This is a genomic window from Chelativorans xinjiangensis, from assembly GCF_009812055.1.
GTDB lineage: Bacteria > Pseudomonadota > Alphaproteobacteria > Rhizobiales > Rhizobiaceae > Chelativorans > Chelativorans xinjiangense.
This window is the reverse complement of record NZ_WQNH01000002.1, coordinates 75,623-90,955: the sequence shown is the minus strand read 5'-3', so window position 1 is coordinate 90,955 and position 15,333 is coordinate 75,623. Positions and strand designations below refer to the sequence as shown.

Genomic DNA, 15,333 nt, shown 5'->3' with positions numbered 1-15,333 from the left:
TGAAAGGCTGGCGCACGCTTATTGCGTTTCGATCCACGCCCCTGCGAGAGGGGCGACCCGTGGATGAGGCGAGGAAGCCGCTTTGCTATGTTGTTTCGATCCACGCCCCTGCGAGAGGGGCGACGGGCGAACGCAGCTCGAGCTGCGGCCCCGTACAGGTTTCGATCCACGCCCCTGCGAGAGGGGCGACACCATCCTTCGGCGGCGGCGTTTCCTTGATGTCGTTTCGATCCACGCCCCTGCGAGAGGGGCGACATGATCTTGAGGTCTGCAGATGCTCATCATTGATGTTTCGATCCACGCCCCTGCGAGAGGGGCGACGTTCTTACGTGAAGGAGGCAAAGGCCATGACGATTGTTTCGATCCACGCCCCTGCGAGAGGGGCGACGGCGGGGATAAGGATATGGACCCAATCCGCACGGTTTCGATCCACGCCCCTGCGAGAGGGGCGACGTGTCAGCATCAGGATGGCTTCCGAGCGCACGGAGTTTCGATCCACGCCCCTGCGAGAGGGGCGACCGGGCGCACAATGAGCCATCAGCAATGGGCGAAGGTTTCGATCCACGCCCCTGCGAGAGGGGCGACCAGGCGCGGGAACCGTTGAGCGATGCTTCCAACGTTTCGATCCACGCCCCTGCGAGAGGGGCGACGCGATCTCATCCGGCGATTTGCCGGTCGATTTCCTGTTTCGATCCACGCCCCTGCGAGAGGGGCGACCCGAGGCGATCGGGATGGCGATGCCCTGGCAGGAGTTTCGATCCACGCCCCTGCGAGAGGGGCGACGCTCGCCCCTCAGGATATAGACCTTATCGTATGTGTTTCGATCCACGCCCCTGCGAGAGGGGCGACTTGCGCTCCTTTAGATAGTCGCGCACATCTTGCTGGTTTCGATCCACGCCCCTGCGAGAGGGGCGACGTGAAGGTGGGTACACACTCCAAATCCATATCGAAGTTTCGATCCACGCCCCTGCGAGAGGGGCGACGCGGCGCCCCTGCATGAACCGGTACTGCGAGATGTTTCGATCCACGCCCCTGCGAGAGGGGCGACCTTGTAGGGGCGCGCCACCTCGGTAATATCGAGGTTTCGATCCACGCCCCTGCGAGAGGGGCGACTTGGTCGGCAATGGCTTTCTCGGCCTCGGTAATGGTTTCGATCCACGCCCCTGCGAGAGGGGCGACGCGCGGTGGCGCTCGCCGATAATAACGCTGTCAATGTTTCGATCCACGCCCCTGCGAGAGGGGCGACTGTCATGCTCTAACAGATTGCAAATGCTGCGGAAAGAACAGCCGAAGAGCGAACATATGGCGCTGTCGATGTCGCTCGCCCTGAAATGTCAAGACACACCAAAATTTCTTCACGATTTCAAAGAGCTGAACCTGGTGCGAACATGCCGGGAAAACGTAGCACGCTTCAGGTTCGCGCTTGCCGGCCGAACGGCTGCTCAGGGAGCAGTCAAACGATCAGCGTACCGCCCAGATCGGTAGCCGGCTTTGCCCCCACATGCTCGACACGGCGACGCCAGTTGGCGCCCAGATGGTAGTATCGCAGGCTATCATGTTCCGGGTCGATGGTTGCTTCGAGCCGGGCCTTGAGCATGGTCCATTGCGCCGGGTCCACCTCGATCTCGAACACCGAGTATTGCACGCGCTGGCCGAAATCGAGACAAGCCTTGGCAACACGGCGCAGCCGTCTTGTGCCGCCCGCTTCGATCGTGTTCACGTCATAGGTCACAAGCACCATCATCGCGAAGCGCCTACTTCCAGAACCAGGGCGGATAAGCGTCGAGATCGCCGCGCAGATGGCGGGCGAGCAATTGCGCCTGGCAGTAGGGAACGAGGCCGAGCGGTGTGGTTTCCTCGAGGAAGGGATGGCGGCGCTCTTCCTTCTTGCGTTCCTGCCAGGCGGCGAGCACGGTTTTGCGACCGTCGTCCGTCATGAAGACGGCCCCGCCGTCGCGTGTTTCAAAGTCCTTTGCCCGAAGCTGTCTGCGATTGACGAGGGAGAGCGCCAGCCGGTCGGCCAGCACGGGCCTCAACTCCTCCATCAAGTCGAGCGCGAGGCTGGGACGGCCCGGCCTGTCACGATGAAGAAAGCCGACGGCGGGGTCGAGGCCGATGCTTTCGGCGGCGCTGCGGCAGTCGTGGGTCAAAAGCGTGTAGAGAAAGGACAGAAGCGCGTTGATGGGATCCAGCGAGGGGCGGCGGGAGCGCCCGCGAAACCGGAACTCCTCGTCGGGCGAGCGGATCAAGAGGTCGAAGACGCCGAAATAGAGATTGGCGGCTTCACCCTCCGCCCCGCGCAGTTCTTCCAGATTTTCGCTGGCGAGGCTCACGCGCCGCAAAATCCGCGCCATACGATCCGTCACCTGTGAAACCCTGTCGCGGTGTTCGGGTTGCAGATCATCACCGTGATCGCGCAGCGACCGCATCAGGACGGCACGCTGGTTCGATATCTTGCCGATCACGAAGCCGCGCACAATCTCCTCAGGCGCCTCGGAAGCGCGATATTGCGCGCGGCGCAGAAGCACGTTGCCCGTGACCGGCCCTTCGATGCGCGCCTGAAACCGCCCGACGCGATCAAGCAGGACAACGGTGATGCCCGCCGCCGCACAGGCCTGGATCAGTGCCGGGGACAGGAATATGGCGCCGAATACGACGACCGAAGCCAGCATGTGGAGCGGCACGCGGGCGCGCTCATCGCCATCGATCTCGGCGACCAGATTTTCGCCATCCTTGCGCAACCCCGCCCCGGCCGTGGTGACATAGAGCGTGTTGAGAAGCTTTTTCATGACCCGTTCTCGGCGAGGAGCGCTTCCAGCATTCTGTCGCGCCACTGCCTTGCCGGTCTTGCCGTCGCCTTCGGCCGGCACAGTTCGGCGAGCGAACAGGCTCGGCAGCGATTGGCTTTGTAGATCGCCGGCGGGGTTCGCAGGCTGGTGAAGACCTCGCGGAGTTGCCCCGCCGTCTCTTCCGTTAGGCGCCGCAAGGCGGTATCGAAGGGAACGACGACGCGCCGTTTCGTCTCACCGTAAAAGAGCGCGCCTTCGGGCACGGGTCGGCCGGTCATCTCTTCGAGACAGAGCCCCTGCGCGCAAAGCTGCACCTCGTCGGCGCGGTGGAGTTTTGGTTTGCCGCGTTTGTATTCGATGGGGTAGGGGGTCTCGCCTTCCTTGCCGGGATGGAACTCGACGAGATCGGCGATGCCGGCGATGCCGAGGCGCTTCGAGGCGATCGAAAGCGAAGTTTCCCGGCGCACGCCGCGCGCCTTGCGTGAGCCGGGCCTGTCGGACGCGATGTGCATCACATGGCCTTCGGCGGTGAAGCGGTTTTCCGCCCACATGCGCTCCAGATGGATGAGGGCGGCCTGCCGCAGGCAATAAACGGCATGTTGAAGCGCCGAGAGCGGGATGGGATCGGGATCCCGCTCGTCGGGCAGGGGCGGCATGGCCGAAACCTCGCCCGTTTTCATCTCAGCAAATCTCGATGATCTCGACGCCGTCGGGCAGGTCGTCGCGGTCTATCGTTATGTCGTAGTCTGCGAATTTGCGAGCAGGTGGATAATTGTCGATGCCTTGGTCGCCGATGTCGCGGACGTCCCCGTTGATACGTCGACCTACCTTCACCCGTTCGAACAGGTCCTGGGCGTGAGCGTTGCCGAGCGCGGAGGCGTGCTTGAAGGCGATCAGCTTCCGCGTCGCCATCTCACCCCGGGCAGCGGAGCGATCATGCTCGAACATATTCTGCACCGCCTCGAACAGCAGGTCGAGATCGGCCTCGGCGAAGTTTGTGCGCTCAGCGAGTTTGGCTGAAATGAAGCCATGCGCCCGATAGAGCCCGTAGGGCACGATATGCTTGCGGCCCATAGTGCGATTGTCGGTGCGTTCGTCCGCATCGTTGCCTTCTTCACGCGCCGCCTTTTCCTTCTCGTTGGTAGCCGCCATGCGGGTTATCGAGATTTCCAGCGGCATGATCGGTTCAACGGAATGCGCGAAGGAAAATTGCACTGGGCCGCGTACCTGACCACAGTTGATTCCGGTGCTCATCACCGCGCCGAAGGTTCGCACATCGAAGAAATTTGCGCACATCCAGCCGCGCAATTGCTCCATTTCAGAGTCGGATTTTGGGCTGAGTTTTTTGTCGGTCGTTGCCTTCGGGTCATCCGCGCGCACTGCTATATAAGCTTCGCGGTGCCTTTCATTGAGGATGGAACCTTCCTGAACGTAAATGCGCGAGCCGGGAACATCTCCCCGCGCCATTTCCACATAGTTGCGGATTTTACGCTTGAGGCTGACATCGGTGACGAGGCCGTGGTTGGTTTCGGGATCGAGTCTCGGCAGGTTGCCCGCATCGGGATCACCGTTGGGATTGCCGTTGGAGACGTCGAACAGAAGTACGAAATCATAGCGGTTGGCGAGCATGGTCATTAATGTTCCCCCTCGTTGGCGGCTTGCGCCGTTTCCCTGGATTTGAAGAATTCGTTGCGTTGATGGTGATAGCCAAGGCCGAATAACGCCTGCTGTTCACTGGGAAGAGAAGCAGGGAAGGGATCTTCTCCGGGCGTCATCATGTCCATGATGGCGCCGATGCGCTTTTCCAAGGAGACCCTGTGTCCCGGGCTTTGCTTGCCTATCTTGGAGAGATGGTTTGCCGAGCCGCTGTCCAGCAGGTGAAACACCTTGCGCGGCTGGGCGGATGCCGAGCCGTAGAACTTATCCTTGATGGTTGCATTGACGTTACGGCCAAGCGCGGCGGACTGGACCTGCTCGTAGACGGCAAAAAGCCTCCCGAGCAGATAGCCCTTGCCTGTAAAGTCGGGATCGAACGCCATGGGTACCTCCATGTTGAAATTGCGCATAAGCACGGCCTTGAGCATGGCGACACGCAAGGCGTTTACGTTCTTGTCCGCCCTGAGGCGCATCAGCACCGTCGAAAGCAGCGTCAGCGGATAGTTGTTGCCGGTGAGGATCGCGCGAAGCCACTCGCCGGCCAGATTGGGCGGCACGTTTTCGCGTTTGCTCATCGCCGCGGTTTCAACCAGATAGCGCCACAGCGGCGGGCTGGGGTCGCGCGGCGGCGGCTCTATCCTCATCTCGTCCACGAAGCGCCGATAGCGCTCCGCAACAACGCCGAAATCGTCCTCGAACCAGAACCGAATCGAGAGCCGCGCGGCATTGGGGGCAAGCCCGAGCACATAGAAGCGCACGCCCTTGGTCAGTTCGGGTGCGAGTTCGGCAAGCGGCTTGCCCTTGCGCAGCCCATCCAGGACAGCGCCTACCTTTGCCGCTTCCGTTTGCTCGTCGATCTTTTCGTCATCGGTACCGGCTTCGCCGCCGAGCATCGCGGAGAAGATGCTTTCAGCTACTTCGGCCTCTTTGATATCCGAACCGTCCGCCCAGAACACGGTTGATGCATCGCCGATCTGAATGCGGTTTTTGCTGCCGGATTCGAGAAACCTGTTGAGCGCGGTGGTGTAGGCGGAGGCCGAGCGCTCGGAGATAGGAGCATTGTCGCCCTGCTCATGCCCGTAAGATTCGAAGGAATCGAGATTGAAAGAGACGATCGAGGCGCCGGAAGTTTGTGCGCCCCAGACCCCCTTGATGGCGGGATGGAGGCGAGCGACCGGCGCCTTCTCGCCCGTCACCAGACAGACGGCCTCGGCTCCTTCGACTTCCGCGGAAAGACGTGTCCATAATGCTTTTGCGGCCGGGCGGTCATGAATGCGGATGTGGTGACGCCGGTCGCTCTCCAGAGCGAAGACCACGTTCTGGTCTTTCATTTCCTCGGGCCAGCCAAGCGTCTCGAACCGCTCAGGAAGCCAAAGGTCTATGAATCGTAGCAGCGCTCGCAATCCCGGGTCGTCTGTATCGGACAATGCGTTGCGATGAAGACTACGGAAGGCCTCCAGTCGTGGACCTGGGTCTTTGTCTTGCGAAGCGGAAATACCGAGAGAAAAAGCTGTATTGTCCCACAAGAAAAAAGATCGAGGTGTGATACCTGGACGCTTGAAAGACGTGGGTACAGCCATCAAAGGCGCAACCAGTTTTTTGCCCTTGGCTTCACGAAGATCAACCGGCTTTCCTGCTGGATTGCCGTCTTCATTCAGTGAGATTAGAAAGCCAATCCTTTCGCTCGAATATCTGAACGGCGGCACTTCGCCGCGTTGGGCCATACGGTCGTAGGCACTGGTGAGGGAAGCGAGCATGCTCATCGCCTAATCTCCTCGGAATCAGGCGCGGGCACCTTCACGACGCCATTTTCCAGCGCGGCGCGGAAAAAGAGCGAGGGCCGCCCCTCCACCTGATGATCGATATCCCAGAGCATGAAGCCCAGGTCGCGGTTTTCGTCGATTGCCGGCGGCAACGTCGCGTCCGGCGGCAGCAACTCGAACCGGGCAGGGAACTCGCGCGTGCCGAGACATGGCTGGTGGAAACATTGCCCGCGCGCCGCGCGGCGATTGAAGATGTCGAGATGCTTGCCCTCGTTGTCGTCCGGTCCGGCCGCGTCGGTCAGTTCGAAATGTGCCTCGATGACATAGCCGACATTTACGAGGACGGTCGCGGCGCGCTGCTGGCGATCCTCGTCGACGAGGATGTGCAGGCCCTCGACATTGCCCGCCTTCATGGCGGATTTGATCTTGCCGACGGGCGCCTTATGTCCCACTTCGTTGCGGCGGATCGACTGGAAGCGGATCGGCTTCAGCACATGGATGGCGTCGATCACCCAGCGGATCGCCGGCTTCCAGTGGATCGCTTCCAATATTCCCCGCGCCGCCGAAGGCGTCATCAAATCATAGGAGACGCGCTCGACCTTCATTTCCGGGCGCGTAAAGCAGGCGTATTCGCCCGAGACCTTTAAACGAATTCCATATGCCAATTTTGCCCTCCACTGCTTGGGATGCCTGCGTTCCTTCTTACCGGTGGCGATCGTTCCAACTTAGCAGGTCAGTCCCTACAACACCACAATGAACTTCTTTCTAGTGCGTGTGAACTGCAACGCAGTTCACACGCACTAGACACTCACTCCATTTTCTGCATCCTGCACAGCCTGCAGCCAAAAGGACGCCAAAATGATTCGCCGCCGCCGGTACTTTCTTCGCTTGACGCTTGGGCGCCTGAATATGGAATTAGAAATTGAATGGGACCCTCCATAGGCTGGTTCGACTGTCACCGACATTCAACTTGTCGCCTCTCGCGCAGGGGCGTGGATCGAAACTTTCTCGAGCGAGTGAGGCTGCAAACGCAGCTTGAGGCGGATTCAGTTAACTGGATCCGCCTCCATTGCCCTCAAATCGCCGGCTGTTCCAATCCCAGATAGTCCGCATCCTCCCAGATCAGTCCGATTTCGGGTTTGTAGAAACTTCCCGTCACCAGCACCGCGAACTGGTCGCCGAAGCGCTTTTCCTGCTCGAAGCGCACATGCCTGTTCGCGATCAACAGGTTGCGCGCCTTCGGCGGCACCTGCACGATGAAGGACTGAAGCTTGCGGGCCACCGCGCCTGGATAGGCCTTTTCCCACGCGAGTTCGCCCAGCGCGTCGCGAGCGGCCTCGTCTCGCGCAACGATCACCGGCACCATGCCGCTTTCGATCATGCGGAATTTCTCCGCGACGCAGCGATAGGCAAAATTCGTCTCGTCGCGGTTGAGCCGGAAGTCCTCGAGAATCTTCTTGGCGTCGAGCCTGTCACCCTTGCGCCAGTACACCTCGCCGAAATAGTCGCGCATGGCGTCGGGCGACAGCAGGTCCTGATGCTTGTCCGCCATGCGGACGAAGTCCGCGGCAAGCTGGCCGATCTCCCTTGGCGGCGGGTTCTCCGGCGCCTTGAAAATGGTGACGATGCTTTCCCCGACTGGCCGTTCCCCTTCGCGGTTGCAGCGCCCAGCCGCCTGGGCGATCTGGTCGAGCCCGGCTTCCGCGCGCCAGACACGCGGGAAATCGACATCGACGCCGGCCTCGACCAGCGATGTCGCGATCAGGCGGCAGGGAAGCTTTTTCTTCAGCCTGTGCCGCACGTCGGCCAGGATCTCCCGCCGATGAGTCGCATATTGCCGGGTCGTCAGGTGGACGACGCCATCGAGCCCCGCGGCTTTCGCGGCCTTGTACAGGGCAAGCGCATGCTTGCGGCTGTTGACGATGACGAGCCCTTGCCCGTTGTCCCGGAGCGCGGCCACCAGATCGTCGTCGCTCATTTCGCCGCCTGACGCGATTTCTACGCGCTTCAGGGCGCGGGCCAGTCCTGGCGGATCAGGGGCCAGTTCCTGTTTTGACCCGAGGACGAGCCCGCCCTCGAACTCCGGTGCGGCCAGAGCCGGCTGGGTGGCCGTGCACAAGACGATCGATATGCCGTAGTTGCGGGCGAGTTCGTCCAACGCCGCCACACAGGGACGGAGCAACGGCAAGGGTATGGTCTGCGCCTCGTCCAGAATGATGATGCTGCGCGCCAGATTGTGCAGTTTGCGGCAGCGCGATGGCCGATTGGCGAACAAGCTCTCGAAAAGCTGCACATTGGTGGTGACGACGATCGGCGCCGCCCAGTCCTCCATGGCGAGACGGAGCTTGGCTTCGAGCGAGTTTCCTTCGAATTTCTCGCGGAATTCATTCTCCTTCGCCGCCGAATTGAAATCGATCGCCGAATGATGCTCCAGGATAAATTCGTCGCCCAATACCTCCCGGAAAACGGACGCGGTCTGATCGATCACCGATGTGAAAGGAATGGCAAAAATGATCCGCTCCAGCCCATTCTTCTTCGCGTGGTCGAGCGCGAAACCGAGCGAAGCCAGCGTCTTGCCGCCGCCGGTCGGGACGGTGAGCGTGAAGAGGCCGGTAGCTTCGCTCGCCTTGGCGCGCACATGGGCAAGGATTTCGCCGCGCAGTTGGTTGACCTTGGAGGCCGTGCCACCCGACTGCTTGTCGGCTATGTGAACCTCGAAGCAGGCAATGAGGGGATCGATGATCGTGCCGAGGGCCGGCCATTCGCGATCTTTCTTCTCTCCCTTGACCCCGTCGTAGAAAGCTTCCGTATCCCGAAAGTCGGCATCGACCAGGCAGGAAAAGATCATCCGCCCAAGAAAGCCGAGCTGGAACGCCGCTTTGTCCTTGTCCTTGCTCCATTCGAAATCCGGCATCAGGCCGACTGCATCCGGGGCGATTTCGTCGCGCCACGACGGATCGAGAGGCTCCAGTTGCTTCTTCAGCCGTTCTGCCAGCGATCCATCGCCGATCCTGTCCGGCAGACCCGCATGATGTCCGGCGATCGCATAGGCGATCAGTTCCGCCATTGCGCGATCTGCAATCGCGCTTACAAGAGTGAATGTTTCGGCGGCGCCGGCGGTCGAGTGATCGACCTTTTCGAGCGCTCCCGTCAGCCTCGCCTGGAACGCCGGAGTATATTTTCCAAGGTCATGCAGGAGTCCTGCAAGCCGAGTTGCCCTTTCCGCTCCGAACACGACAGCGAACTGTGCAGCCAGCTCAGCAACATCAATCAGATGTCGATGTAATAGCTGCCAATCGGAGCACGATGTGTCCTCCGTCGAGTGCGCGAAAAACATGCACGCCTCCCCAAACCCGGCAGTTATCTTCGCCGGCGAATTGGGAAAGGTCAATGGTGACCGGTATTGCTACCCTGGTCGATGGGATTTTGAACGGCAATCTTCTGGCAGCAGAATCCGGATGGCTCCTGGGCCTGCATTCAGTCGCCCCCTGAAGGTGGGGTCAATTGCGTTCCAAGGCAATTGGGATCGCTCCACACCGCCTATACCCGGCTATTCCCGCTTATTCCCGGATAGGTCCGGTTAATTCCGGCCGATGTCAGATAATTATGGACGGTATATCGAAACCGTCAGCGCAGCATCAGCACCTGACAGCGCGCGCCCGCCTCGCTCGGCCCCGCGTTGGGCTCGCGGACGATCAACGCGTTGGCGGCGGCGAGGGTGCTGAGCATGGAGGAGTCCTGCAGGTCGAACGGCCTCGCGATCAGCCCGCGCGGGCCGTGGGATACAGAGGCGCGCACATAGTCCTGCCGCTCGTCATTGGCTTTCATGGGAACTGCGAGCTCCGCCTGGCGCAGGTCCGGCGAAAAGACCCGGCCGGAAAGCCGGGCGATCATCGGTCGCAGGAAGAGATGCGCGCACACCAGACTGGAGACCGGGTTGCCGGGCAGGCCGAGCACACGCGTTGTTTCGAGGCGGCCGAACATCATCGGCTTGCCGGGCCGTATGGCGACCTTCCAGAAGGAAAGGGCGGCGCCTTCCGCCTCGAGCACCCGGCGCACCAGATCGTGGTCGCCGACCGAGGCGCCGCCGAGCGTTGCGATAATATCGGCGTTTGCGGCGAGCGCCTTGCGAAGGGCGGCGGAGATCTTCTCCTCGCTGTCGGGGACGATGCCGAGATCGACAATCCTGGCGCCGTCGCGCCCGGCGAGGGCGGCGGTGCCGAAGCTGTTGGAGGCGACGATCTGGTCGGGACCGGGCGCGATGCCCGGCGGCACGAGTTCATCGCCGATGGCGATGACGGCGACGAGCGGCCGGCGCACCACGGGGAGTGTGGCATGTCCCGCGGCCGCGGCCAGCGACAGGGCCGCCGGGTCCAGTACCCTGCCTTGCTCCAGAACCGGGTCTTTCTCGCCGAAGTCGAGGCCGGCGCGGCGGATGTGCCGCCCGGCAGCAACGGGCTCGGTGGCCTCGATGCGGCCGTCGGCAAGCCTACGCGCGTTTTCCTGGATAAGAATGGCGTCCGCACCCTCCGGCACCGGTGCGCCGGTGAAGATGCGCACGGCCTCGCCCGGCTGGAGCGCCCCGGCAAAGCGGTGTCCCGCTGCCGATTCGCCGATGACGGAAAGGGTTCTTGGAACCGTCCCGATATCCGCCGCACGAACGGCGTAGCCGTCCATGGCCGAGGCGTTGAAAGGCGGCTGCGTACGCTGCGCCTTCAGCGGCGCGGCGAGTACGCGATCGGCGGCCTCAGTGAGCGCCACCTCCTCGGCGGCGAGGGGGCTGAGGCCGTCGAGTATGCGCTCCAGCGCCTCGTCAACCGGAAGCAGAGCCATCGTCCGCCCCTTGTGCGCGCCAGGCGCCGGACCTGCCGCCCGTCTTCTCCTTGAGATGCACCTCGCCGATGACCATGCCTTTGTCCAGCGCCTTGGCCATATCGTAGATCGTCAGACAGGCGATGGAGACGGCCGTCAGCGCCTCCATCTCCACGCCCGTCTTGCCGGTCACGCGTGCCGTCGCCTCGACGCGCAAGCCGGGCAGCGCCTCGTCCGGCGCGATATCGACGGCGATCTTGGTCAGCGCCAGCGGGTGGCAGAGCGGAATGAGGTCGTGCGTTTTCTTCGCCGCCATGATGCCGGCGAGCCGGGCGACGGCGATGACATCGCCTTTCTTGGCGTCCCCGGCCAGGATCGCCCGCAGGGTCTGCGGCGCCATGGTCACGGCACCGGCTGCGACAGCCGTGCGGGCCGTGTCGTCCTTCGCCCCGACATCCACCATCTCCGCCCGTCCGTCGGCGGCAAGATGGGTCAGTCCGCTCTTTTCGTCTCCGGCCATCTCAGCCTGCCGCCTCTACATCCGTTTCCAGCCCGAGCAATTTGCGCGTCGCCGCCTCGACGTTGTCCTGGCGCATCAGGCTCTCGCCGACGAGGAAGCTCGAGATGCCCACCTTCGCGAGGCGGCGGCAGTCGTCGTGGGTGAAGATGCCGCTCTCGCCGATGACGATGCGATCCTCCGGCACCTGCGGCGCCAGCGCCTCGCAGGTGGCGAGCGTCGTCTCGAAGGTCCTCAGATTGCGGTTGTTGATGCCGATCAGCGGCGAGGAAAGCCCGAGCGCGCGTTCCAGCTCGGCCTCGTCATGCACCTCCAGCAGCGTGTCCATGCCGAGTTTGCCGGCCGTCTCCTCCAGCGCCTTCGCCTCGTCGTCTGTCACACTCGCCATGATGATGAGAATCGCGTCGGCTTCCCAGGCCCGCGCCTCGTAGACCTGGTAAGGCTCGAACATGAAATCCTTGCGCAGGGCAGGGAGCTTCGTCGCCCGCCGTGCCTCGGCGAGGAACTCGGGCGCACCCTGGAAGGATGGCTTGTCCGTCAGCACAGAAAGGCAGGCCGCGCCGCCGTGCTGATAGGCCGCCGCCAGCCGAGGCGGGTCGAAATCGGCGCGGATGAGCCCTTTCGAGGGGCTCGCCTTCTTGACCTCGGCGATAAGCGCCAGGAGGCCGGCAGAATGCTTTGCGCGCAACGCCTCGCCAAAGCCGCGCACGGGGGCGGCCTCGCGCGCCCTTGCCTCAAGGTCGGCCTGGGGCATGGCGGATTTCGCAGCAGCGATCTCCTCGCGCTTGTAAGCCTCGATCTTGCGCAGAATGTCTGTCATTTACAGGTACGCTCCTGGAATTATGCTTCCCGGTTCGAGACTTCGACAAGCTTTTCGAGCGCGGCGAGCGCGCGACCGTCGTCCAGCGCTGCTGCCGCAAGCCTCACGCCGTCTCCCAGCGTCTCGGCCTTTCCGGCCACGACAAGGGCGCCGCCGGCGTTGAGAAGGGCGATGTCACGGTAAGGGTTCCTGGCGCCTTCCAGCACGGCGCGCAACGCCTTGGCATTGTGTTCGCCGTCGCCGCCTTTCAGGGCGGCCATCTCGGCGCGCGCCAGGCCTGCCTCCTCGGGGGTCACCTCGAATGTGCGCACGGCGCCGTCCTCCAGCGCGGCCACGCGGGTCGTGCCGGCGGTCGTCATCTCGTCGAGCCCATCTCCGTGCACCACCCAGGCCCTTTCCGCGCCGAGCTGTTTGAGCACATGGGCGATCGGTTCCACCCACTCGGGCGAGAAGACGCCGACGAGCTGGCGCTTCACGCGCGCCGGGTTCGACAGCGGCCCGAGCAGGTTGAAGATGGTGCGCGTGCCGAGCTCTACCCGCGTCGGCCCGACATGGCGCATGGCCGCATGGTGGGCCGGCGCGAACATGAAACCGACACCGGCCTCGGCGATGCAGGCGGCGATCTTCTCCGGCCCGATCTCGATGTCGACGCCGAGGGCTGCGAGGCTGTCGGCCGCGCCCGCGCGCGAGGAAAGCGCCCGATTGCCGTGCTTGGCCACCGGCACGCCGCAGCCGGCGACGATCAAGGCCGCACAGGTCGAAACATTGTAGGTGCCCGAGGCATCGCCGCCGGTGCCGACGATGTCGATCGCATCCCCGGGGGCTTCGACCGGAAGCATCTTCGCCCGCATGGTGTCGACCGCGCCGCTGATCTCGTCGACCGTTTCCCCGCGCACCCTGAGCGCCATCAGGAAGCCGCCGATCTGGCTCGGCGTGGCCTCGCCGGACATCATGACCTCGAAGGCCTCGCGCGCCTCGGCGAAGCTGAGGGCCGTGCCGCTCGCCACCTTGGCGATATGTTGCTTGAGGTCTGCCATGGCCGGCCTCAGAAGCTCAGCGCCTGCTGCAGGGCGGCCTGGTTGACGGTCACCTCATGCTCGGCCTGCAGCCGTGCGACGAGCTGGTCCAGAAGGTCGTTGGAGATGCCCTGGGTGATGCTGTTGGCGACGTCTTCGGGCACCGCGTCGGCGGAGACCGCCGCCGGCTCGAACACCTCCGTCACCTGGAAGAGAAATTGCCCCTCGCCGGCCGGATTGGCAAAAGCCCCGGATCCGCCCTCTGGCACGCCGAAGGCAGCGGCAACGCCCGCTCGACCCAGATCCGGGTCGTCCGCCTCGCGTTTCAGCCCGCGCTTGACGACCTTCTCCTGGCCGATCTCGGCGGCGATCTCGTCGAGCGTCTTGCCGCCCTTCAGTGCGTCCTGGAGTTCCTTGACGCGCTCTGCAAGCCGCGCCTCGACCTCGGCTTCGGTCCAGTCCTCGACCACCTTTTCGCGCACTTCGGCGAACGAGCGCTCGCGCGCCTGCACGATGTCTTCCACCTCGTAGAAGAGAAAGCCGTTGCTGGGCAGGTCGATCGGCGGGTTCTCCACGCCCTTGTCCGTCTCGAAGGCTTCGCTGAGCAATTGTCGCGATTGGGGGAGGTCCTCGATGACGGCGCCGTCGGGGCGGCGGCCGGAACGGTCGACAGCCTCGACGGTGCGCATGGTCAGCCTCTGCGCGTTCGCCGCCTCCTGCATCGTCTGGCCGGCGGCGCGCGCATCCTCATAGGCGTCGTAGGTGTCGAGCACCAGGTTGCTCGCCTCGTCGAGCGCCAGTTCCTGGCGGATTTCGCCGGCCACCTGGTCGAGCGGCGTCGCCTTTTCGGGAACGATCTCCGTCACGCGCAGGAGCACCGGTCCGAAGGCGCCTTGGACCACCTCGCTCACCTTGCCTTCCTCAAGCGCGAAGGCGGCTTCGGCCACCGCCTCGTCGGCGACGTCGGCGCGCGTGAAGGTGCCCAGCCTGATGTCCTCGGGGGTCTTGCCCTGCATCTCCACCACGCCCTCGAAAGTCGCGCCGGTGCGCATGCTCTCGCGGGCGGCAACGGCATCCTCCTCCTCGGAGAAGTTGATCTGCTCGATGGTGCGGCGCTCCGGCGTCGTGTAGCGCTCGCGGTTTTTCTCGTAGTAGCTGCCCACCTGCTCGTCGGAGATCGTCGATGGATCGGCGATATCCTCCGCTTCCAGCTTCACGTAGTTGATCTTGCGGTATTCGGGAGCGGCGTAGTCATCCTTGCGCTCCTCGAACCAGCTTTGCAGCTCGTCGTCGCTCGGCGGCTCGATGGGCTCGACGAGGGAGCGGGGGAGGGGCACGTACTCTATCGTCCTGTCCTCGCCCCGGTAGAGCGCGACATTGCGCAGCAGCGTATCGGGCGCCGAGACGCCGCCTGCGACCGCATCGACGATCTGCTGGCGCATGGCGGCATTCTGCCGGTTCTTCAGATAGTCTTCCGGACGCATGCCCGCCTGTCTCAGGACGAACTCGAACTGCTGACGATTGAAGCGGCCGTCGGCGCCGCGGAATGCCGGGTCGGAGGTCGCCAGCTCGGCAAGCTTGTCCTGCGACAACCCAAGGTCCATCTCGCGTGCCGTCTCGTCCAGCACGGCGCCCGCGGCGAGTTGCGCGAGCACCTGCTCGTCGATACCCATCGCCACCGCCTGCTCGCGCGTCAGCCTGGTGCCGAAACGCTGCGAAAGCTCGGCGATCTGGCGATCGTAGGCCAGCCGGAAATCGAGCGGCGAAACGGACGTACCACCCGCCGTCAAGACGGCGCCCCCGGCACCGTTCAGGATTTGGCCGGAAATGCCCCACACGGCAAAACTCAGGACCAGGAGGCCGAGCAGAAGCTTTGCAATCCAGGTTGTGGCCGCTTGTCTCAGGCTGTCGAGCATGGTGATCCGCTATAGTTCTCTTTTCTTCTTGGCGAATGTTGGCA

12 protein-coding genes and 1 CRISPR repeat array (1 of these 13 running past the window's edge) are annotated in these 15,333 nt (G+C 63.3%); all 12 genes read right to left on the bottom strand.

Translation table 11 applies throughout. The features are described from left to right. Positions 1–1,246: a CRISPR direct-repeat array (repeat unit 32 nt; unit sequence GTTTCGATCCACGCCCCTGCGAGAGGGGCGAC) (it extends 5,574 nt beyond the left edge of the window). Positions 1,247–1,453: 207 nt separating this feature from the next. The 12 genes from cas2 to GM910_RS02085 all read right to left on the bottom strand — a co-directional run bounded on the left by cas2 (position 1,454) and on the right by GM910_RS02085 (position 15,289). Continuing rightward, on the bottom strand, positions 1,454–1,744 hold the full coding sequence (cas2, locus tag GM910_RS02140; RefSeq protein WP_159585849.1) for a CRISPR-associated endonuclease Cas2: 291 nt from the start codon (positions 1,742–1,744) through the stop codon (positions 1,454–1,456). A gap of 10 nt (positions 1,745–1,754) precedes the next feature. Next, positions 1,755–2,789 (bottom strand): type I-C CRISPR-associated endonuclease Cas1c, encoded by a 1,035-nt coding sequence (gene cas1c / locus GM910_RS02135; protein WP_159585848.1) that lies wholly within the window; start codon positions 2,787–2,789, stop codon positions 1,755–1,757. Beyond that, complete coding sequence (gene cas4, locus GM910_RS02130) at positions 2,786–3,469, bottom strand: CRISPR-associated protein Cas4 (RefSeq protein ID WP_246225822.1); 684 nt, start codon at positions 3,467–3,469, stop codon at positions 2,786–2,788. Before cas4 ends, cas1c begins: the two co-directional genes overlap by 4 nt. Position 3,470: 1 nt before the next feature. Continuing rightward, positions 3,471–4,424 carry a type I-C CRISPR-associated protein Cas7/Csd2 gene (cas7c, locus tag GM910_RS02125; RefSeq protein WP_159585847.1) on the bottom strand — a complete coding sequence of 318 codons (954 nt, stop codon included), beginning with the start codon at positions 4,422–4,424 and terminating at the stop codon, positions 3,471–3,473. Next, positions 4,424–6,208, bottom strand: a complete 1,785-nt coding sequence (cas8c, locus tag GM910_RS02120; RefSeq protein ID WP_159585846.1) for a type I-C CRISPR-associated protein Cas8c/Csd1 — start codon at positions 6,206–6,208, stop codon at positions 4,424–4,426. The genes cas7c and cas8c overlap by 1 nt, the downstream gene beginning before the upstream one ends. Beyond that, the gene (cas5c, locus tag GM910_RS02115; RefSeq protein WP_159585845.1) at positions 6,205–6,873 is read right to left on the bottom strand and encodes a type I-C CRISPR-associated protein Cas5c; all 669 of its coding nucleotides are present in this window, start codon (positions 6,871–6,873) and stop codon (positions 6,205–6,207) included. Before cas5c ends, cas8c begins: the two co-directional genes overlap by 4 nt. A 410-nt stretch (positions 6,874–7,283) precedes the next feature. Continuing rightward, positions 7,284–9,545: a CRISPR-associated helicase Cas3' gene (cas3, locus tag GM910_RS02110; protein ID WP_159585844.1), complete on the bottom strand. Its 2,262-nt coding sequence runs from the start codon at positions 9,543–9,545 to the stop codon at positions 7,284–7,286. Positions 9,546–9,835: 290 nt separating this feature from the next. Then, positions 9,836–11,041 carry a molybdopterin molybdotransferase MoeA gene (locus tag GM910_RS02105; RefSeq protein WP_159585843.1) on the bottom strand — a complete coding sequence of 402 codons (1,206 nt, stop codon included), beginning with the start codon at positions 11,039–11,041 and terminating at the stop codon, positions 9,836–9,838. Then, positions 11,022–11,540 (bottom strand): cyclic pyranopterin monophosphate synthase MoaC, encoded by a 519-nt coding sequence (moaC, locus tag GM910_RS02100; RefSeq protein WP_159585842.1) that lies wholly within the window; start codon positions 11,538–11,540, stop codon positions 11,022–11,024. The genes GM910_RS02105 and moaC overlap by 20 nt, the downstream gene beginning before the upstream one ends. Position 11,541: 1 nt before the next feature. Continuing rightward, positions 11,542–12,357, bottom strand: a complete 816-nt coding sequence (gene trpC, locus GM910_RS02095) for an indole-3-glycerol phosphate synthase TrpC (protein WP_159585841.1) — start codon at positions 12,355–12,357, stop codon at positions 11,542–11,544. 20 nt (positions 12,358–12,377) lie between these two features. After that, positions 12,378–13,394 carry an anthranilate phosphoribosyltransferase gene (trpD, locus tag GM910_RS02090; protein WP_159585840.1) on the bottom strand — a complete coding sequence of 339 codons (1,017 nt, stop codon included), beginning with the start codon at positions 13,392–13,394 and terminating at the stop codon, positions 12,378–12,380. Positions 13,395–13,402: 8 nt separating this feature from the next. Then, positions 13,403–15,289: a SurA N-terminal domain-containing protein gene (locus tag GM910_RS02085; protein WP_159585839.1), complete on the bottom strand. Its 1,887-nt coding sequence runs from the start codon at positions 15,287–15,289 to the stop codon at positions 13,403–13,405. Positions 15,290–15,333 lie beyond the last annotated feature (44 nt).